The sequence below is a fragment of the Mesorhizobium sp. A556 genome, from assembly GCF_054489545.1.
This window is the reverse complement of record NZ_JBTMXA010000001.1, coordinates 54,333-80,987: the sequence shown is the minus strand read 5'-3', so window position 1 is coordinate 80,987 and position 26,655 is coordinate 54,333. Positions and strand designations below refer to the sequence as shown.

The window sequence follows — 26,655 nt, the reverse complement described above, 5'->3', positions numbered from 1 at the left end:
GACGGTGCTCGCTGGAGGCCGGAATAGCGAAAGCATTGAATCCGGCATCGGTGTGGCCTCGCTTTGACGGCTCAATTAGCGGCAAAGAAGGCAGAGCAAGTCACTTTAAGTGACACAATGTAATTTAGCGGTTTCGAAACTACGCTTCGGCGAGACTTTTCGCCATCGAATCCAGCAGGCGCCGCAGCGTCCGCAATGTCGACCGATCGGCCACCCCATCCACCCGGCGCGGCCGGAAATGGCGCTGGAACGCCTCCACCACGATCTCGCTCTGCCTGTCGAAAATGCCGGTGATCTCCACACCGTAGCCGTAGAACGCCAGCATTGATTGCAGATCTTCGACCGGCTCGCCGCTGTCGCCTGCCTTGAGTACCGGCCCCCTCCGGATGGGCGCGGCATCGATCAGATGTCCAATGCCGGCCTCGAACAAACGCCGCCAGGGAAACCTTTCGCCCGGATCGATCTTGCGGCCGGGTGCGATATCGGAATGAGCAAGCACCCTTTCCGGCAAAACCGCATGTCGGGCAACGATGCCGCCGCACAGGTCGATGACCGCCCCGATCTGTCGCGCAGGAAAGGCCGGATAGCCAAACCCATGGCCCGGATTGACGATCTCGATGCCGATCGAGCAGGAATTGATATCTGTTTGGCCGCGCCACGAACTTTTGCCGGCATGCCAGGCACGGTCGCTTTCGCGTACCATCTGTACAATGCCACCGTCCTCATGGACGAGGTAGTGCGCCGACACCTCGCTTGCCGGATCGCACAGCCAGCGCGCCGCCGCCACGCCGGTCGCCATGCCGGTATAGTGCAGCACGATCATGTCCGGCTTGAGCGGTTCGCGTCTCGGCCCGAAATTCGGCGACACCCTTATGTCGGCGCCGGGCTGGTCGGGTGAAAAGCCGCTCATGCGCGCTTCAATCCACGTTCGATCATTTCATAGGCGGTATTGATCGCGGCGATGCGGCTCGTGGCTATCTTGATGAACTCCTGCGGCAGCCCGCGCGCGATCAGCCGATCGGGGTGGTTGTCCTGCACCAGCTTGCGATAGCGCTTGCGCACGACTTCGAAAGGTTGGCCGCGTTCGACGCCCAACACCACATAGGGATCGCCTGTCCCCAGACTGACATGGCGAGCAAGGATGCTCTGGTAATGCGCCTCGTCGATGCCGAAGATGTCGGCGATGCGATGCAGGAACTGCCCCTCGCGCTCATGCACCACGCCATCGGCCTTGGCGATATGGAAAAGGCCGTCGAGGATATCCTCCAGCATCAGGCAGTTGGGATGGCCCGAACCGCAAAGCCGCGCCATCTGCCGTGCATAGGTTTCGTACCCCGCCACGTCCTGCTTGGCCAGATCGAAAAGCCGCGCCACATGGTGCGTTTCCTTGGGTGGAACCTCGAATATCTGCTGGAAGGCGCTGACCTCGTCCTGCGTCACGACGCCGTCGGCCTTGGCCATCTTCGCCGACAGGGCGATCATGGCAACCGAAAACGCCACGCGACGGCGCAGGTCCGCATCGCCGGAAAACAGGGTCCGTACCGCCTCGACAAGCCCCGCCACCCCCGACGTCGCCGAAGACGATAAACGCGTAATGAAGTCGCCGAGGCGGTCCCAAATCGACATGCGCGCTACTTAGGGCGAACCAACCGTCCTTTTCAACCCGGCGCGAGACCCGGCACCGGTTTTTGATGACACCGCATCTGCTGGCAAACCCACAAAGGAGCCAACCCACAAAGAAAAAGGCCGACAACAGCCGGCCTTTCCCACTCGTGTCATCGCTAACTTACTGCGCGGGCGCCGGAGCCTCGGGTGCAGGTGTCGAACCATCCGTTGCCGGCGGCGTCGCCTGCGGCGATGTCGTGGTGTCCGGGGTTGTCGGCGTCATCGGCTCTTCGGCGGCAGGCGGATTGGTGCTCTGCGTGGTGGAATCGTCGGTCCCGCTATCGCTGCAGGCTGCAACGCCCAGCAGGGCAACGGCGGATACAGTCGCGAGAATGAGTTTTTTCATGACATCTCTCCTTCAACAACGCCCGTTTATAGGGGGCGATCGAAGGGAAAATGCGGCACGCCGGCATACGTTGCGTAACATTGCGTTTCGCGCTGTAACGGGAAGATCGCCGAGGCGGCAGATGGCGCAACTTTTCCGCCGCTAAGGCAGCGCCTTCACCAGCGTTGCCGCCATAGCCTGCGGCCGATAGCCGAGCCTGGCCGGCGTCAGCCCCATGCGCACCACCACCAGCCCCCTGGACGGCATTACGGCGACGGTCTGCCCGTCGTGCCCTTCCAGCCAGAACGTGCCGAAAGGCAGGCCCTCGGTGACACCGGCACCCGGCCGACCCTCGTCGCCCGGCCCTTCCAGCCAAAGCTGTCCCCTGCTGTAAACGCCATTGGCCTGAGCCTTTTCGCGCATCCACGAAACAAAGCCAGCCGGCAGGAGCTGCGCGCCGTTCCAAACGCCATCCTGCAGCAGGAACTGGCCGAAGCGCGCCCAGTCGCGCGCCGTTGCATAAAGGTAGGACGAGCCGACGAACGTGCCGTGCTCGTCTGTTTCAAGCACAGCGCTTTGCATGCCGAGCGGATCGAACAGGGAAAGCCGCGGCCACGCCAATGCTTGTTCCGGGTCGCCGATCGCATTTTGCCACAGCCGCGACAAAAGCACCGCCGTGCCGCTCGAATAGTTGAACACCTTGCCCACTTCGCCGGCCAGCGGCTTGGCCTCGGTAAAGCCGGCCATGTCCGGCTCGAGATAAAGCATGCGCGTGACGTCTGCGACGTCGCCATACTCCTCGTTGAACTGAAGCCCGCTCGACATCGCCATCAGATCGGCAAGGCTGATGGCCGCGCGTCCGTCCGCCTTCCACGGCTCGAACAGTTCCTTGTCGGCTACAGCCAGCTTGCCGGCCTTGATCACAGTGCCGATCAGCGCCGCGTTGACCGTCTTGGTCATCGACCAGCCAAGCAGCGGCGTCTTTTCCGAAAAGCCGTCGCCATAGCGCTCGCCGACGATGCGCCCGTTCTTGACCACCACGACGGCGCGCATGCCAGGACCGGTCAGCGCCGCGTCCTCGAGGATCGCCGAAATTTCAGGGTTCTGCGAAGCATCGACATGCCCGCCTTGCGGCCACGACACATCGAGCGCCGGTGCCGGCGTCAGCGCGGCACCCTTGATCTTCGCAGCTTCGGCGATATTTCCGTCGGGAATATTGGTGCATCCAAGGCCGTCGCGAACGATGGCGACGCTCTCGCCGAAGACGCCAAGCAGACCGGCGGAAACCGTTCCTGCCTCCCTGTCCACCGAAACCTTCATCAGCCGCAACAGCGGATTGCCGGGTGCCTGCACATCCACCGCCAGCACGTCCTGCGCATCGCGGCCGGCCAGAAACACGTTGGAGCAGACGATCTTGGCCGAATAGCCGGTGCCGATGCGGATCAATTCCGGCGGGGCGATTGCCAGCCAGGCAGCCAAGGCGAGCACCGCCAGAACGACCATCCCGGCGAGCCATTTTGCGGTCTTCCAGAATACGCGCATGGCTCATTCTCCCCGGCTATTCGATTCGGCCATGGATTTAGGCCCATTCGTCGTGCAATTCTGGCAGCGTGTCGAGCGCCATCAACCAAAAATCAACCATGTTGAGCGATGAGAGGGAGTGCGGGATGCTCATCTGCGGCACGGCATGCGCCGTGGTGCTGCCAAGCCACCATCGTCAATCGAGCATAGGCCGGCTTGACCGGGTTGGGGACCAAAAAATGCGTCGTTTCGCGGCTCTCGCCATGCTGGCTTTCCTTAGCGCCTGCTCGACAATGGACGATCTTGCGCCCCTGTCGCCCAGCGCCGCCACAGCTACAGGCCGCGCACCGCGCTTTGCCGACACGGACCCGCACGAATGGGATTCCGGTGCGCCGTGGAACTACGCCGTCCATGGAACGGACGTCTCCAAATACCAATCCTCGATCGATTGGCCGTCCGCCAAGGCAAGCGGTATTTCCTTCGCCTTCATCAAGGCGACGGAGGGCGGCGACCGCGTCGACGAGTATTTCGTCGAGCACTGGCGACATTCGAAAGCCGCCGGAATCCCGCGCGCGGCCTATCATTTTTACTATTTCTGCCGTCCGGCGGCGGAACAGGCGCGCTGGTTCATCGAAAACGTGCCGAACGACCGCTCAGCGATGCCGCCCGTGCTCGACATGGAATGGAACCCGCAATCGCCGACCTGCAAGCTTCGTCCGCCCTCAGAGACGGTGCGCAGCGAAATGAGCATTTTCCTTGGCATGATCGAGCGACACTACGGCAAGAAGCCGATCATCTACACGTCGATCGACTTCTTCGACGACAACAATCTCTCGACCTTTCGCGGCTATCCCTATTGGCTGCGCTCGGTCGCCGGCCATCCGCGCCAGAGATACGGCAGCCACCCCTTCACCTTCTGGCAATATACCGGGACGGGCGTGGTTCCCGGCGTGAAAGGCAACGCCGACATCAATGTTTTCAACGGCAGCGAAGCCGCATGGCACAAGTGGCTGCGGCAGAACACCCGTTGACAGGGCACCGATAGCCTGCTTTTCGAAAAGCGCGATCGGCGTGCAGCCACGCGAATTTCCGGAGAAAAGGCAATGCGACTGCGCTCCACACTTCTCGCGGCGTTGCTTGTGACCGCGACGGCCGTGCCCGCGCTGGCGCAGGAATGCGGCGGCGGCTTCGAGGCGTGGCTCCAGGGTGTCTCGGCCGAAGCGACCACAGCCGGCATCGGCACGGCCGGGCACGCGGCGCTGGCCGCAGCCGCCCACGATCCGAAGGTGCTGGCCCGCGATCGCGCGCAAGGCGTGTTCACCCAGACCTTCATCCAGTTCTCCAAGCGGATGATTTCGGACTACCGCCTGAAGCAGGGCGCGGCCAACCTCACAAAATATGCCGATGTTTTCGCCCGCGCCGACCAGCAATTCGGCGTGCAGGGCCCGGTCATTGCCGCCTTCTGGGCGCTGGAAACCGATTTCGGCGCGGTACAGGGTGATTTCAATACGTTGAACGCGCTGGTGACGCTGGCTCATGATTGCCGCCGCCCCGAGCTTTTTCGCAAACAGCTCATCCCGCTCTTGATGCTGATCGATCGCGGCGTGGTGCCGGCGGACGTCAAGGGCGCATGGGCCGGCGAGATCGGGCAGACGCAGATCCTGCCGTCCGATTATCTCGGCGAGGGCACAGACGGCGACGGCGACGGCCTGGTCGATCTGCGCGGCAGCGCCCCCGACGCCATAATGACCACCGCCAAAAAACTTCAGGTGAAGGGCTGGAAACGCGACCAGCCATGGATCGAGGAAGTGCGCGTGCCCGAAAACATGCCATGGGACCAGACCGGCCGCACCAACAAACTGCCCTTGACCCAATGGGCCGAGTGGGGCGTCACCAACCCGAACGGCACGCCGCTGACCGACAACGGCCTGAAGGCAGGTCTGGCGCTGCCGATGGGGCGCAACGGGCCAGCCTTCCTCACCTATGAAAATTTCGACGTCTATCTCGAATGGAACCAGTCCATCACCTATGCGCTGACCGCCGCCAACCTTGCGGCGCGGCTGGCCGGCGCACCGGCCTTCGATCCCCGCAATGCCGAAATCGGCCTGAGCGGCGACCAGATGAAGGAATTGCAGACGAAGCTGGAAGCCAGGGGACATGACGTCGGCACCGTCGACGGCATTCTGGGCACCAACACGCGCGAGGCGATCCGCCAGGAGCAGATGCGGTTGAGCCTGCCGGTGGACGGTTGGCCGACGCAGGAACTGCTGGCGAAACTGTAAGCGCGTCCCCTTCCCCATACGGAAGGAAGAACCGATCCGCTAATTTTCTGCCAGATTTGACCACAATTTATTCACAGCCGTGAACGCCGCTTTTGAACAGCGATTTCAATATCTAACGGCAACGATCAGGTCGAAAATTTCACAATTCTGTCGCATTCTGGAAAAATTTCCGCTTGCCTGTGACCGAAATGCTCCTAGACTCCCACTCATAGCTCTTTAAGAGGAGGCTATATATGGGACTTACAAGGCCAATCAACGCACTGATGATTTGTGCTGCATTCGCCTTCATCGGGGCCCTAATTATGGGTGTCCTGCCATAGGCCGCAGTGGCGGATTGTGATCCGTCAAAAAGAGTAGAAAAAATTGAAAAGGCCGGGTTTTTCCCGGCCTTTTTGCTTTTATGCCGCCGCCGACCCCTCGAGCGCCGGCTGCGAGCGGATGCCGATCATATGGCAGATGGCAACGACCAGATCGGCCCTGTTCATCGTGTAGAAGTGGAAATCGCCGACCCCGCGCTCGACCAGGTCCAGAACCTGTTCGGCCGCAACCGCGCATGCCACCAGCGCGTGCGTCTGCGGGTCGTTCTCCAGCCCCTCAAAACGCTCGGCCAGCCATGTCGGCACATGGGCCCCGGCCCGCGACGAGAAATTGGCGACTTGCCGGAAGCTGTGAATCGGCTGGATGCCCGGCACGATGGGAATGTAGATGCCGGCCCGGCGCACGCGCTCGACATAGCGCTCATAGGCGTCGTTATCGAAGAAGAATTGCGTGATGGCGCGCGTCGCACCATTGTCGACCTTGCGTTTCAGCATTTCGATATCGGTGGCGAAGTCCGGACTTTGCGGATGCTTTTCCGGGTATGCAGCAACCGAAATATCGAAATCGCCAGCGGCCTTCAGGCCGGCGACCAGATCGGCTCCGTTTTCGTAGCCGCCCGGATGCGGGCGATAGGCAGCACCGACGCCCGATGCCGGATCGCCGCGAAGCGCCACGAAGCGGCTGATGCCGAACGACTGGTATTCGCGGATAACGGCGTCGATCTCGCCTCGCGTAGCACCAACGCAGGTCAGATGTGCTGCGGCCGGAATGGCCGCTTCGGTCAGGATGCGCCTGACCGTGCGCGCCGTGCGCTCCCGCGTCGAGCCGCCCGCGCCATAGGTAACCGACACGAATTGCGGCTTGAGCGGCTCCAGCCGCGTCACCGTATCCCAAAGCCTCGCCTCCATCTCGTCGCTCTTCGGCGGGAAGAACTCGAACGAAACGCGGACCTTGTCGCCGAGATCGGAACGGCGGGAAAAGCGAAACTGGTTCATCAGGCAATTTCCCCTACCGGGCGCACGCCGGCTGCTTGCGGTTCACGGGACGGATCGGCCATCAGAATGCGCCGGTCGCGGCCAAGCCACAGTTTCACCGTCAGCCTGGCTTCCGTGCCGCCGCTTGGTTCGAATTCCTCGCTGTCCTCAAGGTCGAGGCCGGCTTCCGCGAACCACTCCACAATCTGCTTGTCGGCAAAGCCGAGACGCAAATGCGCATGTTCCTCGCGCAGGAAGTCGAGCGTGTGCGGCGCGAAATCGACGATCACCAGCCGCCCCGCCGGCCGCAGCAGCCGGGCCGCTTCGCGCACGGCGCGGGCCGGGTCGTCGAGATAGTGCAGCACCTGGTGGATGGTGACGAGGTCGTAGGCGTCGCGCTCCACGGGCGGCGAAAAAATGTCGCCCTGCCGCACCTGCGCGTTGGCGATGCCGGCCTTGTCGAGATTGGCGCGCGCAACGCTAAGCATCTCGCGTGACATGTCGATGCCGACGCCGCGCCGATAGAGCGGCGAAAAAATCTCCAGCAGCCGCCCGGTGCCGGTGCCAAGATCGAGCATCGCTTGGAACGGCCGTTTGCCGACGAGCTTGAGAAGGGCGGCTTCCACGGCGCGATCGGGCACATGCAGCAGGCGGATCTGGTCCCAGCTTGCCGCATTCTGCGAAAAATATTCGGCAGCGCGGTCCTGGCGCTTGCGCTTGACCGCGGCCAGACGCTCCAGATCGCGCTCGACTTGCGGATCGGCGCCGCTGATGCCGGCGATCAGGCCCAGCACGAAGTCGCGCGCGGCATCCGAATCCGAAAGCCGGAAGAACGCCCAGGAGCCCTCCTGATAGCGGCCGATCAGCCCGGCCTCCATCAAGAGCTTCAGATGGCGCGAAACGCGCGGCTGCGACTGGCCCAGTATTTCGGTGATGTCGGAAACGGTAAGGTCACCGTGCGCCAGCAGCGCCAGAATGCGAAGCCGGCTGGATTCGGCGGCCGCCTTCAGCGTATCTACCATTGTATCGAGCGGAACGTGCATGGACGGCACCCTCATTCAAAAAGACATAAAGATATGTTTATGTCGATTTTGGAGAACGTGCAAGCCCAATGTCGCTCATCGACACGAAAATGACGCAGGCATCTCGGGAGCGAAACCATGTTCGAGCGGCGTGAGGGCGAGGAAATCCTCGACATTGACCCAGCGATCATGCCGCTGGACGGCCATATCGTGTTTATCGGCCACATGAATTCGCCGTGGACGTCGCGGGAAACCTGCCCGAAGAACATGCGCGCCGCGCGCGAAGCCGGGCAGCCGGCTTCCCTTGTCATCGATGCGCCCTACCGCGACGGATTGCGTGGGCTGGAGCAGGCCAGCCACGTCATCGTGCTCTCCTGGCTGCAGCACGCCATGCGGAATCTGATTGTGCAAAAACCGCGCCATACCACGGAATCGAAAGGCGTTTTCGCCTTGCGCTCCCCTGCCCGGCCAAATCCTGTCGGCCTCCATATCGTCCGACTGCTTTCGCTCGACAGCGCCACTGGGCGGCTGGAACTCGAAGCCATCGACGTTCTCGACGGCACGCCGGTCATCGACATAAAGCCCTATTTCGCCTCGGTCGACGCCGTCCCCGAAGCAACGATTGCCGAGCGATGAAACCCGCCCCGACCGGCCGCCGCCGCGCCATCGCCAAGGCGCTCACGGCACTGCTGCCGGCAGCGCCTTTTGCCGACATGGAAAGTATCCGCACGGCTGCCGGCGCGGTCCATATGAAGACGCTGCCGCCTTCCATCGCCGTATGGCTCGCCACCATCGCCCATGTCCGCCACGTCCATACCGACTACGAAAAGCTGCTCACTGAGGGCTACGACCGCGATTCGGCGCGCTTCTTCGTCATCGGTGAGACCAACGGCGTGCTGACCCGCTGGCGCGCCACCCGGCTGCTCGACCCGGATGACGAAGAGGAATGAATGATGGCACATCGATAACCGGCGCATGCGCCTTGCCGAATTGACAGGGTATGGCCGATACGGGGCCGTCGCCACCTCCGGAGGACGCCATGGACACCGCCGCTTCCGCCATGCCCGCCATTTCCAGCCAGCATGTCGACCCGCACCGCTATCCCGATGGCATCGCCTTCATGGATGGCCAGTATCTGCCGATGGCGCAGGCCAAGCTTTCGGTGCTGGACTTCGGCTTTCTGCATTCCGACGCCACCTATGACACCGTGCATGTCTGGAACGGCCGCTTCTTCCGGCTCGACCTGCACCTCGACCGCTTTTTTGCCGGCCTCGGCAAGCTCCGCATGTCGATCCCCTTCGACCGCGAGCAAGTCGCCCAGATCCTGCACGATTGCGTGGCGTTGTCCGGCCACCGCGCCGCCTATGTGGAAATGCTGTGCACGCGCGGCACCTCGCCGACCTTCAGCCGCGACCCGCGCGAGGCCGTCAACCGCTTCATGGCCTTCGCGATCCCGCTTGGCTCCGTCGCCAATGCCGAGCAGATGCAGCGTGGGCTGCATGTGGTCATCAGCGACCGGGTACGCATTCCGCCGGCCTCCATCGACCCGACGATCAAGAATTACCATTGGCTCGATCTGGTCCGCGGCCTTTACGACGCTTACGACCATGGCGGCGAAACGGCACTGATCCTCGACTTCAACGGCAATGTCGCCGAGGGTCCAGGGTTCAACGTCTTCGCGGTGAAGGACGGCAGGCTGACGACACCGGCGGCAGGCGTGCTGCAGGGCATCACCCGGCGCACCGTCTTCGACCTCTGCGCCGAGACCGGCTTGTGGGCAAACGCCGCCGATCTCGCTGTCCCTGCACTAAAACAGGCCGATGAAGTATTCATCACCTCCACCGCCGGGGGCATCATGCCGGTAACCAGGGTCGACGGCGCGGCCATCGGCGACGGCAAGGTAGGCCCGATTACCAGGCACCTGACCAAGCTTTACTGGGACAAGCACGCCGACCCGGACTGGTCGATGCCGGTCCGCTATCCGTAAGCGCGAAAACCCTCAGGCCCGATAGATCCACTGTTCGGGCACGCGCACCGATATAGGCTCACCAGGCCTGACCGTCCCCGGCTTTTCTACCCAGGCAACGAGACCGCGCAGGCGCTTTGCCATTTTCGGGAACAGCAACGCGCCTGCTTCCATATCCGGCATGCCGGCATTCTCCGCAATCGAGCGTCCGGAAATGCGGCAGGGATGGTTCTGACCCTCGATCTTCAGCGTTGCGCCACCTTCGAAGAACAGCAGCGTACCGGCAGGCACCATCGAAAGCTGGGGCAAACCGTCGATCAAAAAATTCGCGCCGATCCATTCAGGCTTGATCTCGGCCAATCCCATCCCCTCGGCAACGAGTGCCAGTTCGTCGGGCGCGACAAGCGTCAGTTGCCGTTCGTTGCGCATTTCGGTGCCGCGCGGATACCATGGCTCGCGCCCACCCGAGCGCCGGGTGAAACCGGCGTGAAAATCGCCATCGATTCCCTCGAAGCCGAGCCGTAGCGCTTCAACCGCAGCGGTTTGAAAACCATCGCCAAGCGCCGCATAAATCCCGGCCGCCGTCGCCTTCAGCTTCCTGCCGGGCACGATTTCGGGCGCTGGCATGGTTTCCGGGAAGAGATCAGGCATGATCGGCTACAGCATTTTCAGCAGCGCGCCGCCAATCGAATAGCCTGCCCCGAAGGCGCATAAGAGGCCGTAGTCGCCGGCTTTCATGTCGGCATGGTTTTCCGAGAGTGCCACGATCGCGCCCGCCCCTGCCGTGTTGCCGAGCCGGTCGAGCACCATGGGCGCGCGGTCCTGGTCGACATCGTGGCCGAAAGCCAGCCGCAAGATCATGGCGTTCATACGGGCGTTGGCCTGGTGCAGCCAGAAGCGCCGGATGCCTTCCGGCGTCAGCCCGTGCTCGGCCAAAAACTCGACGATGAACTTGTGCCCGGCAACGGTGACTTCCTTGAACACCTTGTTGCCGACCTGCTTGATCATGTTGCCTTCGAGGTCGATCTGGTAGGGATCGTCCTGCGCCGTGCGGGTCAGATAGCCGAAATTGGTGCGGATATTGTTGGAAAGCTGCGTCCACAACCGCGTATCCAGCACTTCGAACCGGCCCGGCCGCGCCGAGCCTTTCGTCAGGCCCTCGACCACGATCGACACCGAGGCGTCGCCGAAGATGAAATGCGTCTGGCGGTCGCGGAAATTGAGATGCCCGGTGATGATTTCCGGTGTCGTCACCAGCACGCGCTTGTGCGTCCCGGCGCGCACCAACCCGACCGCCACATGCAGTGCCGCCACCGCCGACGAGCAGCCAAGCCCCATGTCGAACGCAGCACCCCGCGTACCCAGCGCCTGCTGCATTTCGATGGCAATCGCCGGATAGGGCCGCTGCAGGTGCGACGACGAACAAATCACAAGGTCGACGTCGGCCGGCTTGACGTCCGCTTGGCGCAACGCCTTGCGGGCAGAGGCGGCGCCGAATTCAGCCTGTAGCGAAAGCGCCTCGTCGGGGCGCGCCGCAATGTGCGGCGCCATGCGTGCCGGATCGAGAATGCCTTCGCGCTCGATGACATGGCGGCTGCGCACGCCCGACGCATGCTCGATGAAGGCGCTGTCGGATTTTTGCAGCGGCGGCTCGCCGGTGGCAATGCGCCGCGGGTTCTCGGCATCGACCCAGGCGTTGAAGCTTGCCACGAGTTCGTCATTACTGATGGAGGTCTCGGGAATTTCGACACCGAGGCCGCTGATGATGACGCGATGCATTGTCTGTCCGCCTGTGCGCTACGCCCTCATATGGGCCACGCCCGCGCCCCGCGCAACAATGCGCCAGCGCGCTTTACGCCAACTTGGCGTTTCGCGCGATCGTTTCCTGAACGGGCGCTATCGGAGACACGATTTTGTGTTGTATTTCGAAACCGGTCTACGCTTTCACTTGGGTGACAATAAACAGGCGCGGAAACCGCAGCAGCACCTTCCCCGTCACGGTCGCCGGATAGGCTTCTGCGATCTTCGCCGTATAATTTTCAAGGAAAAGCCTACGCTCCGGCTCGTCCAGCGGGTCGAGAAACGGTTTTAGCCCCGTCGACTTCAGCCATTCGACGATGGCCCCGGCATTCGCCAGCGGATGATTGTAGAGGGTGTGCCTGAGGTCGAGCCGATCGCACAAGGGCGACAGCAGGTCGTAGTAGAAGGCAACCGGCGGCAATTTCTCGCGCGCTGCGCCCGCCATCTTTTCCGCAAACGGCATTTCCGAAGCCGCTTCGCGCATCAACCGATGCGACGGCTCATCCATATTGTCGGGCATCTGCACCGCAAGCGCCCCGCCCGGAGCCAGAAAGCCCATCAACCGCTGGAAGATCGCCGGATGCTCGGGCAGCCACTGGAACACTGCATTGGCGAAGATCACGTCGACCGGCTCCGTAGGCGCCCACGTCCCGGCATCCCCCAAGGAGAACGAAACGCCAGGCAACCGCGCTTTCGCCTTCTCGATCATGTCGGGCGAACTATCGAAGCCACTGACCGATGCCTGCGGCCAACGCTCGACCAGAAGCTCGGTCGAATTTCCCGGTCCGCAGCCGATATCGACCACGCGCTGCGGGTTCGGCACCGGTATCTGTGCCACGAGATCGCGCGCCGGCCGCGTCCGCTCATCCTCGAATTTGAGATATTGAGCGGCGGACCAGTCGGGCATTTTCTTCCCCTAGATTACCGCGTGAGGCGCTTGTACGTCATGCGGTGTGGGTTGACGGCTTCGGCGCCGAGGCGACGGATCTTGTCCTGCTCGTAATCTTCGAAATTGCCTTCAAACCATTCGACATGGCTGTCGCCCTCAAAGGCGAGGATGTGGGTCGCCAGCCGGTCGAGGAACATGCGGTCATGCGAGATAATGACGGCGCAGCCGGCAAAATTTTCCAGTGCGTCTTCAAGGGCCGCCAGCGTTTCCGTATCGAGATCGTTGGTCGGTTCGTCGAGCAGCAGGACGTTGCCGCCGGTCTTCAGCATCTTGGCCAGATGCACGCGGTTGCGCTGGCCGCCGGAGAGGTTGCCGACCTTCTGCTGCTGGTCGCCGCCACGGAAGTTGAACGACGCGCAATAGGCGCGCGTATTGGCCTCGAACTTGCCGAGCTTGACGACTTCGGCCCCGCCCGAGATTTCCTCCCACACCGTCTTGGCCGGGTCGAGCGTATCGCGGCTCTGGTCGACATAGCCGAGCTTGACCGTTTCGCCGACGCGGATGGAACCGCTATCGGGCGTTTCCTGGCCGGTGATCATGCGAAACAGCGTCGTCTTGCCGGCGCCGTTGGGGCCGATGATGCCGACAATGCCGCCGGGCGGCAGCTTGAAGGTCAAATTCTCGATCAGCAAATCGTCGCCAAAGCCCTTGGACAGGCCTTCGACCTCGATGACGACATTGCCGAGCCGCTCGCCATGCGGAATGACGATCTGCGTATCGCTCGGACGGCGCTTGTCGGCCGCATCCAGAAGGTCCTGGAACGCCTGGATACGCGCCTTGGACTTGGTCTGCCGCGCCTTCGGGCTCGACTGGATCCACTCGCGCTCGCGACCGATGGCGCGCTGGCGGGAATCGTCCTCGCGGCCTTCCTGCTTGAGACGCTTGGCCTTGGCTTCAAGATATTTGGTGTAGTTGCCTTCATAGGGAATGCCGCGGCCGCGATCCAGCTCGAGAATCCAGCCGGTGACGTTGTCGAGGAAATAGCGGTCGTGGGTGATGATCATCACCGCGCCCTTATAGGCGCGCAGGTGCTTTTCCAGCCAGGCGGTCGTTTCGGCGTCCAGATGGTTGGTCGGTTCGTCCAGCAGCAAAAGGTCGGGTTCGCGCAGCAAAAGCTGGCACAGCGCCACGCGGCGGCGCTCGCCGCCCGACAGATTGGTGACGTCGGCGTCCTTGGGCGGACAGCCGAGCGCTTCCATCGCCATCTCGACCTGCTGTTCCAGGTCCCACAGATTGAGCCGGTCCATCTCGTCCTGGAGCTTGGCCGACTCGTCGGCCGTCTCGTCGGAATAGTTCATCATCAATTCATTGTAGCGCTCGATGATCGCGGTCTTGGCGGCAACGCCTTCCATGACGTTTCCGAACACGTCGAGCGCGGGATCGAGCGACGGCTCCTGCGCCAGATAGCCGACGGTCGCACCCTCGGCCAGCCAAGCCTCGCCGTTCCAATCCTTGTCGATCCCGGCCATGATCTTGAGGATGGTCGACTTGCCGGCTCCGTTAGGGCCGAGAATGCCGATCTTGGCGTCGGGATAGAAGGAAAGATGGACGTTCTCCAGCACCTTCTTGGTGCCGTAGGCCTTGTTGAGGCCGGCCATGTGATAGATGAATTGGCGTGCCACGCGCGCGTTCCCTGTACAGTGACTTGAAGGTCAATATGGATGGAGGTTGCGCGCTATGTAGGCGATGGGGCGGCAAACGGCAATCGGTTTTGACGCGGACGCACCCTGCTTGGCCATCGTGACGAATCAGGGTCAATGGACATTCAGGATTTGATACCGGCGAAGCCCGCCGCGCTTGACGGCGGCTTTGCCATCTCCAAAAGTCAGTAGGGGAGGAGCGCCGCATGCCGTTCGAGCGCCAGATGAAGCTTGCGTCACCGAGCGGCGCGCTTCTCAATCTTTACGTCAAACCTGCTGAGGGGATCGGCCGCGGCGTCGTCCAGATCAACCACGGCCTGGCCGAACATGCGCTGCGCTACGGGCGCTTCGCCGATTTTCTTGCCCATAGCGGCTTTCATGTCTATGCGCACGACCATCGCGGCCACGGCTTCACCACGGCCCCCGACGCACCACTTGGCCGCTTCGCCCAGGCGGACGGCAGTGAAAAAGTCATCTCCGATGTCGTTGCCGTGCATGACCTGATCGAAAAGCAACACCCCCATTTGCCGGTCATCGTCTTCGGCCATTCCATGGGCGGGCTGATCGCGCTCGATTTCGTGCTGCGTCACTCAAGCCGCGTCCATGCTGCCGCCATCTGGAACGCCAATTTTTCGGCCGGGCTCGCCGGCCGCGCAGCACTTGCCATGCTTGCATGGGAGCGCTTCCGGCTCGGCTCCGACGTGCCGTCGCGGATGCTTCCGAAGCTGACCTTCCAGGCATGGGGCAAAGCCATCCCCGGGCACCGCACCCCTTTCGACTGGCTGTCGCGCGATACGGCGGAGGTGCAGAAATACATCGCCGATCCGCTCTGCGGTTTCGACGCGTCGGTGTCGCTGTGGCGTGACCTGTTCGGCTTCATCTTCGAGGGTGCCGACGACGCCAATTTTGTCCAGGTCGCCAAGGCATTGCCTTTCCATCTCGTCGGCGGTGCAAAGGACCCGGCGACCGACGGCGGCAAGGCCGTCGAACACCTCGCAGCGCGGATGAGGCAAATGGGCTTTTCGAATCTGGTTTCAACGGTTTACCCCGAAACCCGCCACGAAAGCCTGAACGAGGTGAACCGCGATGCCATCATGGCGGATTTCGCGGCATGGGCCGAACGAATACTGAAATAGGCTGGTACAGTTCAAGGACCGTGACATCCTCGTGCCGGGTTGATAGAGCCTTGGCTTCAACCTTCGCCCGCTCGTCTGGTGTCAAATGGCCGATTCCCCGCTGAAAGGCGTCCGTGTCGTCGAACTCGCCCGCATCCTTGCCGGACCGTGGGCGGGCCAGTTGCTGGCCGATCTCGGCGCGGATGTCGTCAAGGTCGAAAGCCCGGATGGCGACGACACCCGCAAATGGGGCCCGCCTTTCGTTACCGGCCATGACGGCGAGAACCTCTCGGCCGCGTACTATCATGCCTGCAATCGCGGCAAGCGCTCGATCGTCGTCGATTTCTCGACGCCTGAAGGGGCGGAAACCGTGCGCAAGCTGGTCGCAACCGCCGATGTGCTGATCGAAAACTTCAAGCTTGGCGGCCTGAAGAAATACGGGCTCGACTATGACAGCCTGAAGGCGGCGAACCCGCGCCTCGTCTATTGCTCGATCACCGGCTTCGGCCAGACCGGCCCGTATGCGCCGCGCGCAGGCTATGACTTCATCGTGCAGGGCATGTCCGGCCTGATGTCGATTACCGGCCCGGCGGGCGGCGAGCCGCAAAAGGTGGGCGTTGCCGTTACCGATCTTTTCACCGGGCTCTATTCGGTCGTCGCCATCCAGGCAGCCCTTCGCCATGCCGAAAAAACCGGCGAAGGCCAGCAAATCGACATGGCCCTGCTCGATGCGCAAATCTCGGTGCTGGCCAACCAGAACCTGAATTATCTCGTATCGGGCATCCCGCCCGTGCAGATGGGCAATGCCCACCCCAATATCGCGCCCTACGAGGTACTGCCGGTCAAGGACGGCCATTTCATTCTCGCCGTCGGTAATGACGGCCAGTTCCGCAAATTCTGCGGCGTGATCGGGCTTGAGGACCTGGCCGATAATCCCGATTTCGCTACCAATGCCGCCCGCGTCGCCAACCGCGCGGCGTTGCGCGAAGCGATCCTTGCGCCACTTGCCGCCCTCACGCGCGACGAACTGCTGCCCAAACTGGAAGCGGCCCACGTTCCGGCCAGCCCGATCAACACCATCGGCCAGGCATTTGCCGATCCGCAGACGATCGCGCGCGGCATGCGGCTCGACCTAGATGACGGCCACGGCAATGCGCTGCCTTCGGTGCGCGCGCCCATGCTGATGTCGGCGACGACGCTTGCGTACGACCGCCCCTCGCCCCGGCTGGGCGAACACACGCAGGAAATCCTTGCCGAACTGGAGAAAACCGGAAAATGAAGACCGGCGGAAAACTGATTGTCGAAGCGCTTGAAGCAAACGGAGTGGAGCGGGTCTTCTGCGTTCCGGGCGAATCCTATCTCGCCGTTCTCGACGCGCTGCACGATTCGGCCATAAAAACCATCATCTGCCGCCAGGAAGGCGGGGCCGCCATGATGGCCGACAGCGAGGGCCGGCTGACGGGCAAGCCCGGCATCTGCTTCGTCACGCGCGGTCCAGGCGCCACAAACGCCTCGCCGGGCATCCATATCGCAAGACAGGATTCCATTCCGATGATCCTGTTCATCGGCCAGATCGCCAGAAAGGCGCGCGAGCGAGAAGCGTTCCAGGAGGTCGATTACCGCGCCTTCTACGGCCCGATTTGCAAATGGGCGACCGAGATCGACGATGCCGCACGCATCCCCGAAATCCTGACGCGCGCCTTTTCCGTCGCCACCTCCGGGCGGCCGGGTCCGGTGGTCATCGCGCTGCCGGAAGACATGCTGACCGATCTGGTCGACGCGCCTGCAGCCCTCCCCTTCACGCCGGTCGAAACAGGTCCCGGCACCGCTGAACTCGACCAGTTCGAGGCGTTGCTCGCAAAGGCCAAGCGGCCGTTCTTCATCCTTGGTGGTACGCGCTGGGGCTATGAAGCCTTCGAGACCATGCGCACCCTGGCGCATGACTGGGCCTTGCCGGTCGGCGTCGAATTCCGCCGCCAGATGCTGTTCGACCATCTCGATCCGAACTATGCCGGCGATGTCGGCATCGGCATCAACCCGAAACTGTCGGACTATATCAAGCAGTCCGATCTCGTGGTGCTTTTGGGCGGCCGCTTCGGCGAAATGCCGTCTTCCGACTATACGCTGCTGAAAAGCCCCTATCCGGATCAGCCGCTGGTGCATATCCATCCGGACGCCGGCGAACTCGGCCGCGTCTACCGCCCGACGCTGGCGATCAATGCATCGCCTGCCGCCTTCGTGGAAGCTTTTGCCAAGAGGAAGCCTTCACAGACTCCGGTCTGGGCCGAGGCGACGAAAACGCTGCACGAGAACTATCTCGGCTGGTCGATCCCGCCAGAAAGCGGCCCCGGCGCGGTCCATATGGGGCCGATCATGAACTATCTGGAAAAGGCGCTGCCCGAAAACGCCATCCTGACCAACGGCGCGGGCAACTACGCCACCTGGATCCACCGGTACCACCGCTTCCGCGGCTACGGCACGCAATCGGCCCCGACCTCCGGCTCGATGGGCTACGGCACGCCGGCAGCGGTCGCGGCCAAGGCACTCTATCCCGACCGCACAGTGGTCGCCTTTGCCGGCGACGGCTGTTTCATGATGAACGGGCAGGAATTCGCCACCGCCGTGCAGTACGGGCTGCCGATCATCGTCATTGTCGTCAACAACGGCATCTTCGGCACCATCCGCATGCATCAGGAGCGCGACTATCCGGGCCGGGTTTCCGGCACATCGCTCAACAACCCCGATTTCGCCGCCCTTGCCCGCGCCTATGGCGGCCATGGCGAGACGGTGGAAACCACCGACGCCTTCGCACCCGCTTTTGAGCGCGCGCTGGCCAGCGGCAAGCCGGCGCTGATCGAGATCAAGCTGGACCCGGAAGCCATCACGCCGACAAGGACGCTGTCGGACATCCGCGACAAGCGGTAATCAGGCGCTAACCAGCGCCTGCGCCAGATCGGCGATGAGATCGTCGGGATGCTCGACGCCGATCGACAGGCGGATGGTCGAGTCCAGCACGCCGATGCGCTCGCGCACATCTGCCGGCACACCCGAATGCGTCATCGCCGCCGGATGGCTGGCCAGCGATTCCGTGCCGCCAAGGCTGACCGCCAGCTTGAACACCAGAAGCGCGTTGAGAAACGCGAATGCCGCCGCCTGCCCGCCGACGATGTCGAAGGAGAAGGTCGAGCCGGCACCGCTGCACTGCGCCCTGAAGACGCGCGCCGCCGGCGTGTTTTCCTCCAGGAACGGCAGGTAATGCACCTTGCCGACCTTGGCATGGTCGCGCAGGAATTCAGCGACCAGACGGCCGTTACTGTTGGCGCGTTCCATGCGGATCGACAGCGTCTCCAGCGAGCGGCCGAGCATCCAGCAGGAATGCGGGTCGAGTTGCGTGCCGATGGCCCCGCGCAAGAGCTTGATCGGGCGGGTGACCGTCTTCGAACCCATGACAGCGCCGGCGATCAGGTCCGAATGGCCACCGACATATTTGGTCAGCGAATAGAGCGACAGGTCCGCCCCTAGCCCGACCGGGCGCTGGAACACCGGCCCAAGCAGCGTGTTGTCGCACATCACCACCGGGCGGCTTCCCTGTTTTTCGCCAAGCTCGTCGGCAATCACGCGCATAAGCGCGATGTCGATGACGCTGTTGGTCGGGTTCGACGGCGTTTCGACCAGGATGATCGACACCCGCCCTTTGGCAGCCGCCTCATCCGCCGCCTTGCGCACCTCATCCGCGTCAACGCCGTTCGAGAACGAAACCGCGCCGATGCCGAAACCGGCCAGCGTGCGCGAAATCAGTGTTTCCGTGCCGCCATAAAGCGGCTGCGAATGCAGCACCACGTCGCCCGGCCGCGCATAAGCCAGCACGGCGGTAGCGATGGCCGACATGCCCGACGAAAACAGGATGCAGCTTTCCGTCTCCTCGTAGATCGCCAGCCGATCCTCGACGATCTCGCTGTTGGGGTGGTTGAAGCGCGAATAGACCAGCCCCGCACCGCCGCTCGGCGGTTCCTTGCGGCCCGATGTGTAGTCGAAGAAATCCCTGCCCTCCTCCGCGCTCTTGAACACGAAGGTCGAGGTCAGGAACACCGGCGGCTTGACCGAGCCTTCCGACAGAAGCGGATCGTAGCCATAGCCCAGCATCATGGTTTCCGGATGCAGACGGTGGTTGCCGATATGGGTTCGGGACGGTTTTGGCGCGGGCATGGCAGGGTCCTTCGAAATTGAACATCGCCAAGCTACGCCACTGGTGACGGATCGTCCTGCTATTTGCGCCTAACCGGAGCCGATTTCACGCAAATCATTGCCCGAAAAAAGAACGGCGCCTCTGACCGATGGCCAGAAGCGCCGTTCCTATGTATCAGGTATAAAGCGCCTTATTTGAGCGCCTTGTCGGTGATCTCCGTCGTGTAGGCGCCTTCCGGTGCCTTGGCGATGATCTTTTGGTCGAGCAGCGCCTTGGCCGTGCGCTCATAGGTAACTGGATCGAGCTTGCCTGAGCCGATCAGCTTGGCGACTTCGCCGACCATGCGCTTCTGGTGGTTCTCATCCTGCCCGCCGGCGTCGATGACCATGCCGGCCGCTTCGTCCGGATGCTCGATGGCATAGTGCCAGCCCTTCATCGAGGCGCGCACGAAGCGGACCATCTTGTCGTCGAAGGCCGGGTCCTTGAGCTTGTCGGCCAGGACATAAAGCCCGTCTTCGAGCAGGTCGTTACCGAGCGCGGTATAGTTGAACACGATCAGGTCTTCGGGCTTGAAGCCGGCATCGATCGCCTGCCAGTATTCATTGTAGGTCATGACCGAAATGCAATCCGCCTGCTTCTGGATCAGCGGCTGCACGTCAAAGCTCTGCTTGAGAACGGTGACGCCGTCCGGCCCGCCTTCGGTCGGCAGCCCAAGCTTGTTCATCCAGGCATAGAACGGATATTCGTTGCCGAAGAACCAGACGCCCAGCGTATGGCCCTTGAAGTCGGCTTCGGTCTTGACCGGGCCGTCCTTGGGGCAGATCAGTTCGAGGCCGGACTTGGCGAAGGGCTGGGCGATGTTGACGAGATTGACGCCTTTGTCACGGGCCGCAAGCGCTGCCGCCATCCAGGTGACGATGACGTCCGCGCCTCCACCGGCAATCACCTGCTCCGGCGCGATATCCGGCCCGCCGAGCTTGATGTCGACGTCGAGGCCTTCGTCGCTGTAGAACCCCTTGTCCTTGGCCACGAAATAGCCGGCGAACTGACCCTGCGCCACCCATTTGAGCTGCAGCGTCACCTGGTCCGCGGCCCAGGCCTGTACCGCCGCCAGCGACATGGCGCCGGCCAGCATGGAAACAATCAGTCTTTTCATTGTTTTTTCCACCTCTGAAGTTCGCCTAGCCACCACGGATAGACGGATGCCAAAACGTCACTGCCCTCTCCACCAGGGCGACTGCGCCATAGAAGACCGAACCGGCGACGGCTGCAACCGCGATTTCCGCCCACACCATGTCGATGTTCATGCGACCGACCTCGGTCGAGATGCGAAAGCCCATGCCGACGACCGGCGTGCCGAAGAATTCGGCGACGATGGCGCCGATCAGCGCCAGCGTCGAATTGATCTTGAGCGCGTTGAAGATGAACGGCATCGCCGCCGGCAGCCTGAGCTTGAACAGCGTCTGCCAGTAGCCGGACGCATAGGTGCGCATCAGGTCGCGCTCCATGTGGCCGGATGCGGTCAGGCCGACAACGGTGTTCACCAACATCGGGAAGAAGGTCATGACAACGACGACGGCCGCCTTCGACTGCCAGTCGAAGCCGAACCACATCACCATGATCGGCGCCACGCCGATGATCGGCAGCGCTGCCGCCATGTTGCCGATGGGCAAAAGCCCGCGCCGCAGGAACACGAAACGGTCGGCGGCAATCGCCGCAGCAAAACCTGAAGCGCAGCCGATCACATAGCCGGCGATCACCGCCTTGAAGATCGTCTGCCGAACGTCGGCGGCCAGCACCGAAGCCGAAGCCGCCATCCGCACCGCAATCGCGCTTGGCGGCGGCAAAAGCAGGAACGGGATGCCCGCGCCGCGAACAATGGCTTCCCACAGGATCAGTATCCACGCGCCGAAGATGATCGGGATGATGAGCGTGAGCGCGATGGACTCTGCCCTGCCCGACGGTTTGAGCGAAGAAAGCACCGTCGCGCAGCGCCAAGCCAGCAACCACGCACCAGCCAGCGCGAAGTAGAAAGAAACGCCCGCATTGCCCTCATGGCCGGTGATCCCGGCAAGCAGCAGCCAGGCCGCCAGATGCGCGCCGATGAAAAGCGCCATCGCCTCGGCGCGCGGGCGAGCCGTCGCCAGGGCCGAGACAACCGCCGTCACCGCGACAAGACCGAGCGACGGCCACACATCGGCCGCCCCTTGCACGGCACCGGCTTCGAAGGCCGCGCCCGCAAGTGCCAGTACCAGCGCAGCCATCGCTTGCCAGGAATAACCCCACATCATGCCGGCCTCCCGCCCATGGCGCGGTCGGTGATCCGCCCGGCAATGCCGACCAGCGCCACCAGGATCACCGCGACCAGCGAGCCGGCAACAAGCGCTGCCCACATTTCGATGGTCTGGCTGTAATAGGAAGCGGCCAGCAGCTTGGCGCCGATGCCCGCGACCGCGCCGGTCGGCAATTCGGCGACGATGGCCCCGACCAGGCTTGCGGCAACCGCCACCTTCATCGAAGCGAACAGATACGGGATCGACGCCGGCACCCTCAGCTTCCAGAAAATCTGCGGCTTGCTGGCGTTATAGGTGTGCATCAGGTCGAGATAGAGCAGGTCCGGCGAGCGCAGCCCCTTCACCATGCCGACCGCCACCGGGAAGAACGACAGATAGGTGGAAATCAGCGCCTTCGGGAACAGGCCGGTAATGCCGATGGCGGCGAACACCACCACCACCATCGGCGCGATGGCGAGGATGGGAATGGTCTGCGAGGTAATGATCCACGGCATCAGGCTGCGGTCGAGCGAGGCGAAATGCACGATGCCGACTGCGATCAAGATGCCAAGTGCGGCCCCGAAGACGAAGCCGACAAAGGTCGAGGACAGCGTCACCCACGAATGATAAATGAGGCTGCGCGCACTCCAGGGCTTGACCATGAACGTGGTCTTGAAGAAATTCTGCGCCACCTGATGCGGCGCAGGCAGCGTCGGCTTCGGCTGCGACCACGTTTTGACCAGGAACTCGGAATAGCTCGGCGTTTCGCCAGCACGCCTGTCGAGATCGCGCTGGAACGGGCCGTTGAGCACCACGGCAAACGCGTACCAGCCTACAACCAGCAGCGCCAGAAGCGTGGTGACAGGGACGATCTTGTCGCGAAGGCGATCCATCTAAGCGTCCAACGCTCTTCCGTTTGTGCATCGAGCGCGCAACACCATGGGCTCGAATGCCACAACAGCCCTCATCCTGAGGTGCGAGCGCAGCGAGCCTCGAAGGACGCACAACATTGCCGCGTCAATCCTCATAGCTATGCCCTGCCCGCAAGCCATCGCGAACCCGCGCCGCGATCGCCAGGAATTCAGGCGTCTCGCGAATATCGAGCGGGCGCTCCCTTGGCAGCGTCGATTCTATGATGTCGGTGACACGCCCCGGACGCGGCGACATGACGACGATGCGGGTCGACAGATAGACCGCCTCGGGAATGGAGTGCGTGACGAAGCAGATCGTCTTGTCGGTGCGCGCCCACAATTCGAGCAACTGCCCATTGAGGTGGTCGCGCACGATCTCGTCCAGCGCGCCGAACGGTTCGTCCATCAGCAGAAGATCGGCATCGAAGGCCAGCGCCCGCGCAATCGAGGCGCGCTGCTGCATGCCGCCGGACAGTTGCCACGGATACTTTTTCTCGAAGCCGGAAAGGTTGACCAGATCTAGCGTACGCTGGATGCGCGCCGCCTGCTCGGCCTTGGGCAAGCCCATGATTTCCAGCGGCAGCGCGACATTGCGCTCGATGGTGCGCCACGGATACAGCGCCGACGCCTGGAAGACATAGCCATAGGCGCGTTTTTGGCGTGCCTGCTCGGCGCTCATGCCGTTGATCGAAATCGTGCCCGATGTCGGCTTTTCGAGGTCGGCGATGACCCGCAGCAGCGTGGTCTTGCCGCAGCCGGAAGGGCCGATGAAGGAAACGAACTCGCCCTTTTGGATGCCGAGGTCGATGCTGGAAAGCGCCTCTACCGGGCCGTCCGCCGTATGAAAGGTAAGGCCGAGCGCCTTCGCCTCGACAACGGTGTTGTGTGCTGGCTTCAAGCTGGCTCTTTCTTCACTTGCCGAATGCAGGCCCGGCATCAAACGCCGGTGGCCGGAATGCCGGTGCGCTCCACCTTACGCGGCGCGGAAATTTCCTTCCATGTCGAAAGCGCCCTGTTCACAGCCGGGTTGGGATCGCGCGCCACGAACTGGCCGTGGCCGGGCCGGGTCTCGACCTTGTTTTCCTCGATCGCCAGTTCGCCGCGCGTGAACACGAAGCGCGGCAGGCCGGTCAGTTCGAAACCCTCGAACACGTTGTAGTCGATCACCGACTGCTGGTCCTTGGCCGAGACCGTCTTCTTGCGCTTCGGGTCCCACACGACGATGTCGGCGTCCGCGCCTTCGACGATGGCGCCCTTCTTCGGGTACATGTTGAGGATTTTTGCGCTGTTGGTAGAGGTGACCGCGACGAATTCGTTCATCGTCAGTCGGCCGGTGTTGACGCCCCTGGTCCACAGCACCGGCATGCGGTCCTGAAGCCCGCCGGTGCCATTGGGGATCTTGGTGAAATCACCGACGCCGGTGCGTTTCTGCGCTGTGGTGAAGGCGCAATGGTCAGTCGCCACCACTTGCAGCGAACCCGCCTGCAGGCCGGCCCACAGCGAATCCTGATGCATCTTGTTGCGGAAGGGCGGGCTCATCACGCGGCGCGCCGCATGGTCCCAGTCCTTGTCGAAATACTCGCTCTCGTCCAGCGTCAGGTGCTGGATCAGCGGCTCGCCGAACACGCGCATGCCCTTCTGGCGCGCGCGGCGGATGGCCTCGTGGCTCTGCTCGCACGACACATGCACGACATAGAGCGGGACGCCGGCCATGTCGGCGATCATGATGGCGCGGTTGGTCGCCTCGCCTTCCACTTCCGGCGGCCGCGAGAACGCATGGCCCTCGGGGCCGTTATTGCCCTCGGCCAGTAGCTTCTGGCTGAGCGCCGCCACCACGTCGCCATTCTCGGCATGCACCAGCGGCAGCGCGCCAAGAGCCGCGCAGCGCTGGAACGACGCGAACATCTCGTCGTCGTCCACCATCAGCGCGCCCTTGTAGGCCATGAAGTGCTTGAACGAGTTGATGCCCTTGTCGACGACGGTCGCCATCTCGTCGAACACCTGCTTGCCCCACCAGGTGATCGCCATGTGGAACGAATAATCGCAGGACGCCTTCGAGGTCTTGTTGTCCCACATCTGCAGGGCTTCGAGCAGCGATTGCTGCGGCGCGGGCAGGCAGAAATCCACCACCGTCGTGGTGCCGCCGGCAAGGGCGGCGCGCGTGCCACTCTCGAAATCGTCGGCCGAATAAGTGCCCATGAACGGCATTTCGAGATGCGTGTGCGGGTCGATGCCGCCCGGCATCACATAGCAGCCGGTGGCGTCGAACTCGTGGTCGGCGTGCAGATCCGCGCCGATGGCGACGATGGTGCCGTGCTGAAACAGCACATCGGCCTTGAAGCTGCGGTCGGCCGTGACGACGGTGCCGTTCTTGATTACCCTGGTCATTATCTCAGTTCCCTAATTTGTTCGCGCTTCTTGTGAGCTGCGTTCGGCAAGCGATTCAACTCACTCCACAATCACCGCCGTCTCGACCACCGCGTGGAACAGTACGTCGGCACCCGCCGAAGCCCAATCCTGGTAGATATCCTCGGCCTCGTTGTGGCTCAGCCCGTCGACGCACGGGCACATCACCATGGCGGTGGGGGCGACGCGGTTGATCCAGCAGGCGTCGTGGCCCGCACCCGAAACGATGTTCCGGTGCGAATAGCCGAGCCGGTCGGCGGCGTCGCGGATCGCCTTGACGCAACCTTCATCGAAGGTGACCGGATCGAAATGGCCGACCTGTTCGATCTCGAACTGGATGTCGAGCGCCTCGCAGATCGTCGCCACGCCCTCGCGGACGCGCGCGTCCATGGCGTCGAGCACTTCCTTTTCCGGCGAGCGGATATCGACGGTGAACACCGTCTTGCCTGCAATGATGTTGCGCGAATTCGGAAAGACTTCCATGTGGCCGACAGCACCGACGGCGTCCGGCTGGTAGTCCATCGCCACTTCGTGCACGAGTTCGATCACCCGCGCCATGCCTAGGCCCGCATTACGGCGCTTGGGCATCGGCGTCGAGCCGGTATGCGCTTCCTTGCCGGTCAGCGTCACTTGCAGCCATTTCAGGCCCTGGCCATGCGTGACCACGCCAATGTCGATGAGTTCGTCTTCGAGGATCGGCCCCTGCTCGATGTGCAGTTCAAAGAAAGCGTGGATCTTGCGGTCGCCGACTTTCTCGTCGCCCTTCCAGCCGATGCGCTCCAGTTCCTCGCCGAACTTCTTGCCCTGCTTGTCGGTGTGGGCATAGATTTCGGCCTGGTCGAGCACGCCGGCGAAAACGCCGGACGCCATCATCGCCGGGGCAAAGCGCGCGCCCTCCTCGTTCGTCCAGTTGGTGACGACGATCGGATGCTTGGTCTTGATGCCGAGGTCGTTGAGCGAGCGGATGATTTCAAGCCCTCCTAAAACGCCAAGCACGCCATCGAACTTACCGCCAGTCGGCTGCGTATCGAGATGGCTGCCGACATAGACGGGCAGCGCGTCCGGGTCGGTGCCTTCGCGGCGGGCAAACATCGTGCCCATCTGGTCGAGACCCATTTCAAGCCCGGCCTCCTCGCACCAGCGCTTGAACAGGCGGCGGCCTTCGCCGTCCTCGTCGGTTACCGTCTGGCGGTTATTGCCGCCGGCGACGCCGGGGCCGATCTTCGCCATTTCCATCAGCGAATCCCACAAACGGTCTGAATTGATTCGCAGATTCTCGCCGGGTGCGGCCATGTTTTCTCA

Annotated in this window: 25 protein-coding genes; 8 read left to right on the top strand and 17 right to left on the bottom strand. The window is 62.8% G+C overall.

The window, feature by feature from the left end:
- Positions 1-139: 139 nt before the first annotated feature.
- The 4 genes from ACX3P0_RS00335 to ACX3P0_RS00320 form a co-directional block, all read right to left on the bottom strand.
- On the bottom strand, positions 140-910 hold the full coding sequence (locus ACX3P0_RS00335; RefSeq protein ID WP_459079489.1) for an N-acetylmuramoyl-L-alanine amidase: 771 nt from the start codon (positions 908-910) through the stop codon (positions 140-142).
- Positions 907-1,626 (bottom strand): TerB family tellurite resistance protein, encoded by a 720-nt coding sequence (locus tag ACX3P0_RS00330; RefSeq protein WP_459085858.1) that lies wholly within the window; start codon positions 1,624-1,626, stop codon positions 907-909. Before ACX3P0_RS00330 ends, ACX3P0_RS00335 begins: the two co-directional genes overlap by 4 nt.
- Before the next feature lie 160 nt (positions 1,627-1,786).
- Positions 1,787-2,011 carry a hypothetical protein gene (locus tag ACX3P0_RS00325; protein WP_459079487.1) on the bottom strand — a complete coding sequence of 75 codons (225 nt, stop codon included), beginning with the start codon at positions 2,009-2,011 and terminating at the stop codon, positions 1,787-1,789.
- Positions 2,012-2,152: 141 nt separating this feature from the next.
- Positions 2,153-3,532: a serine hydrolase domain-containing protein gene (locus ACX3P0_RS00320; protein ID WP_459085857.1), complete on the bottom strand. Its 1,380-nt coding sequence runs from the start codon at positions 3,530-3,532 to the stop codon at positions 2,153-2,155.
- Positions 3,533-3,750: 218 nt separating this feature from the next.
- On the opposite strand from ACX3P0_RS00320, the gene ACX3P0_RS00315 reads away from it, so the two are divergent.
- Positions 3,751-4,542 carry a glycoside hydrolase family 25 protein gene (locus tag ACX3P0_RS00315; RefSeq protein ID WP_459085856.1) on the top strand — a complete coding sequence of 264 codons (792 nt, stop codon included), beginning with the start codon at positions 3,751-3,753 and terminating at the stop codon, positions 4,540-4,542.
- 72 nt (positions 4,543-4,614) lie between these two features.
- Entirely contained in the window at positions 4,615-5,793 is a 1,179-nt protein-coding gene (locus ACX3P0_RS00310; protein WP_459085855.1) for a lytic murein transglycosylase, read from the top strand.
- Between the two features lie 398 nt (positions 5,794-6,191).
- On the opposite strand, the gene metF is transcribed toward ACX3P0_RS00310, so the two are convergent.
- Together metF and ACX3P0_RS00300 are read right to left on the bottom strand one after the other, a co-directional pair.
- Complete coding sequence (metF, locus tag ACX3P0_RS00305) at positions 6,192-7,106, bottom strand: methylenetetrahydrofolate reductase [NAD(P)H] (protein WP_459085854.1); 915 nt, start codon at positions 7,104-7,106, stop codon at positions 6,192-6,194.
- Positions 7,106-8,128: an ArsR/SmtB family transcription factor gene (locus tag ACX3P0_RS00300; protein WP_459085853.1), complete on the bottom strand. Its 1,023-nt coding sequence runs from the start codon at positions 8,126-8,128 to the stop codon at positions 7,106-7,108. Before ACX3P0_RS00300 ends, metF begins: the two co-directional genes overlap by 1 nt.
- Positions 8,129-8,245: 117 nt before the next feature.
- Between ACX3P0_RS00300 and tsaA the strand changes: the two genes are divergently transcribed.
- From tsaA to ACX3P0_RS00285, 3 genes are all read left to right on the top strand, one after another.
- Positions 8,246-8,743: a tRNA (N6-threonylcarbamoyladenosine(37)-N6)-methyltransferase TrmO gene (gene tsaA / locus ACX3P0_RS00295; RefSeq protein WP_459085852.1), complete on the top strand. Its 498-nt coding sequence runs from the start codon at positions 8,246-8,248 to the stop codon at positions 8,741-8,743.
- Positions 8,740-9,057, top strand: a complete 318-nt coding sequence (locus ACX3P0_RS00290) for a DUF2293 domain-containing protein (RefSeq protein WP_459085851.1) — start codon at positions 8,740-8,742, stop codon at positions 9,055-9,057. Before tsaA ends, ACX3P0_RS00290 begins: the two co-directional genes overlap by 4 nt.
- Positions 9,058-9,146: 89 nt before the next feature.
- Positions 9,147-10,094 carry an aminotransferase class IV gene (locus tag ACX3P0_RS00285; protein ID WP_459085850.1) on the top strand — a complete coding sequence of 316 codons (948 nt, stop codon included), beginning with the start codon at positions 9,147-9,149 and terminating at the stop codon, positions 10,092-10,094.
- A gap of 12 nt (positions 10,095-10,106) precedes the next feature.
- Here the strand turns inward: ACX3P0_RS00285 and ACX3P0_RS00280 are convergent, their stop codons facing one another.
- From ACX3P0_RS00280 to ettA, 4 genes are all read right to left on the bottom strand, one after another.
- Positions 10,107-10,724 (bottom strand): MOSC domain-containing protein, encoded by a 618-nt coding sequence (locus ACX3P0_RS00280; RefSeq protein ID WP_459085849.1) that lies wholly within the window; start codon positions 10,722-10,724, stop codon positions 10,107-10,109.
- A gap of 6 nt (positions 10,725-10,730) precedes the next feature.
- Positions 10,731-11,852: a beta-ketoacyl-ACP synthase III gene (locus tag ACX3P0_RS00275; protein ID WP_459085848.1), complete on the bottom strand. Its 1,122-nt coding sequence runs from the start codon at positions 11,850-11,852 to the stop codon at positions 10,731-10,733.
- A gap of 157 nt (positions 11,853-12,009) precedes the next feature.
- Positions 12,010-12,780, bottom strand: a complete 771-nt coding sequence (gene tam, locus ACX3P0_RS00270; protein WP_459085847.1) for a trans-aconitate 2-methyltransferase — start codon at positions 12,778-12,780, stop codon at positions 12,010-12,012.
- Positions 12,781-12,794: 14 nt separating this feature from the next.
- Positions 12,795-14,444, bottom strand: a complete 1,650-nt coding sequence (gene ettA / locus ACX3P0_RS00265) for an energy-dependent translational throttle protein EttA (RefSeq protein ID WP_459079476.1) — start codon at positions 14,442-14,444, stop codon at positions 12,795-12,797.
- Between the two features lie 224 nt (positions 14,445-14,668).
- Between ettA and ACX3P0_RS00260 the strand changes: the two genes are divergently transcribed.
- The 3 genes from ACX3P0_RS00260 to ACX3P0_RS00250 all read left to right on the top strand — a co-directional run bounded on the left by ACX3P0_RS00260 (position 14,669) and on the right by ACX3P0_RS00250 (position 18,502).
- Positions 14,669-15,598, top strand: coding sequence for an alpha/beta fold hydrolase (locus ACX3P0_RS00260; protein ID WP_459085846.1), 930 nt, complete (start codon positions 14,669-14,671; stop codon positions 15,596-15,598).
- Between the two features lie 85 nt (positions 15,599-15,683).
- Positions 15,684-16,856, top strand: coding sequence for a CaiB/BaiF CoA transferase family protein (locus ACX3P0_RS00255; RefSeq protein WP_459085845.1), 1,173 nt, complete (start codon positions 15,684-15,686; stop codon positions 16,854-16,856).
- A complete protein-coding gene (locus tag ACX3P0_RS00250) occupies positions 16,853-18,502 on the top strand; it encodes a thiamine pyrophosphate-binding protein (RefSeq protein ID WP_459085844.1) in 1,650 nt (549 codons plus the stop codon). The genes ACX3P0_RS00255 and ACX3P0_RS00250 overlap by 4 nt, the downstream gene beginning before the upstream one ends.
- On the opposite strand, the gene ACX3P0_RS00245 is transcribed toward ACX3P0_RS00250, so the two are convergent.
- From ACX3P0_RS00245 to ACX3P0_RS00215, 7 genes are all read right to left on the bottom strand, one after another.
- Positions 18,503-19,783 carry a cystathionine gamma-synthase family protein gene (locus ACX3P0_RS00245; protein WP_459085843.1) on the bottom strand — a complete coding sequence of 427 codons (1,281 nt, stop codon included), beginning with the start codon at positions 19,781-19,783 and terminating at the stop codon, positions 18,503-18,505.
- A gap of 170 nt (positions 19,784-19,953) precedes the next feature.
- Complete coding sequence (locus tag ACX3P0_RS00240) at positions 19,954-20,919, bottom strand: ABC transporter substrate-binding protein (RefSeq protein WP_459079471.1); 966 nt, start codon at positions 20,917-20,919, stop codon at positions 19,954-19,956.
- 25 nt (positions 20,920-20,944) lie between these two features.
- Entirely contained in the window at positions 20,945-22,051 is a 1,107-nt protein-coding gene (locus tag ACX3P0_RS00235) for an ABC transporter permease (protein WP_459086835.1), read from the bottom strand.
- Positions 22,051-22,929 carry an ABC transporter permease gene (locus ACX3P0_RS00230; protein ID WP_459085842.1) on the bottom strand — a complete coding sequence of 293 codons (879 nt, stop codon included), beginning with the start codon at positions 22,927-22,929 and terminating at the stop codon, positions 22,051-22,053. Before ACX3P0_RS00230 ends, ACX3P0_RS00235 begins: the two co-directional genes overlap by 1 nt.
- Positions 22,930-23,053: 124 nt before the next feature.
- Positions 23,054-23,884 (bottom strand): ABC transporter ATP-binding protein, encoded by an 831-nt coding sequence (locus tag ACX3P0_RS00225; protein ID WP_459085841.1) that lies wholly within the window; start codon positions 23,882-23,884, stop codon positions 23,054-23,056.
- Entirely contained in the window at positions 23,884-25,335 is a 1,452-nt protein-coding gene (gene hydA / locus ACX3P0_RS00220) for a dihydropyrimidinase (protein WP_459085840.1), read from the bottom strand. Before hydA ends, ACX3P0_RS00225 begins: the two co-directional genes overlap by 1 nt.
- Positions 25,336-25,395: 60 nt before the next feature.
- Positions 25,396-26,646, bottom strand: coding sequence for a Zn-dependent hydrolase (locus tag ACX3P0_RS00215; protein WP_459085839.1), 1,251 nt, complete (start codon positions 26,644-26,646; stop codon positions 25,396-25,398).
- Positions 26,647-26,655: the final 9 nt, after the last annotated feature.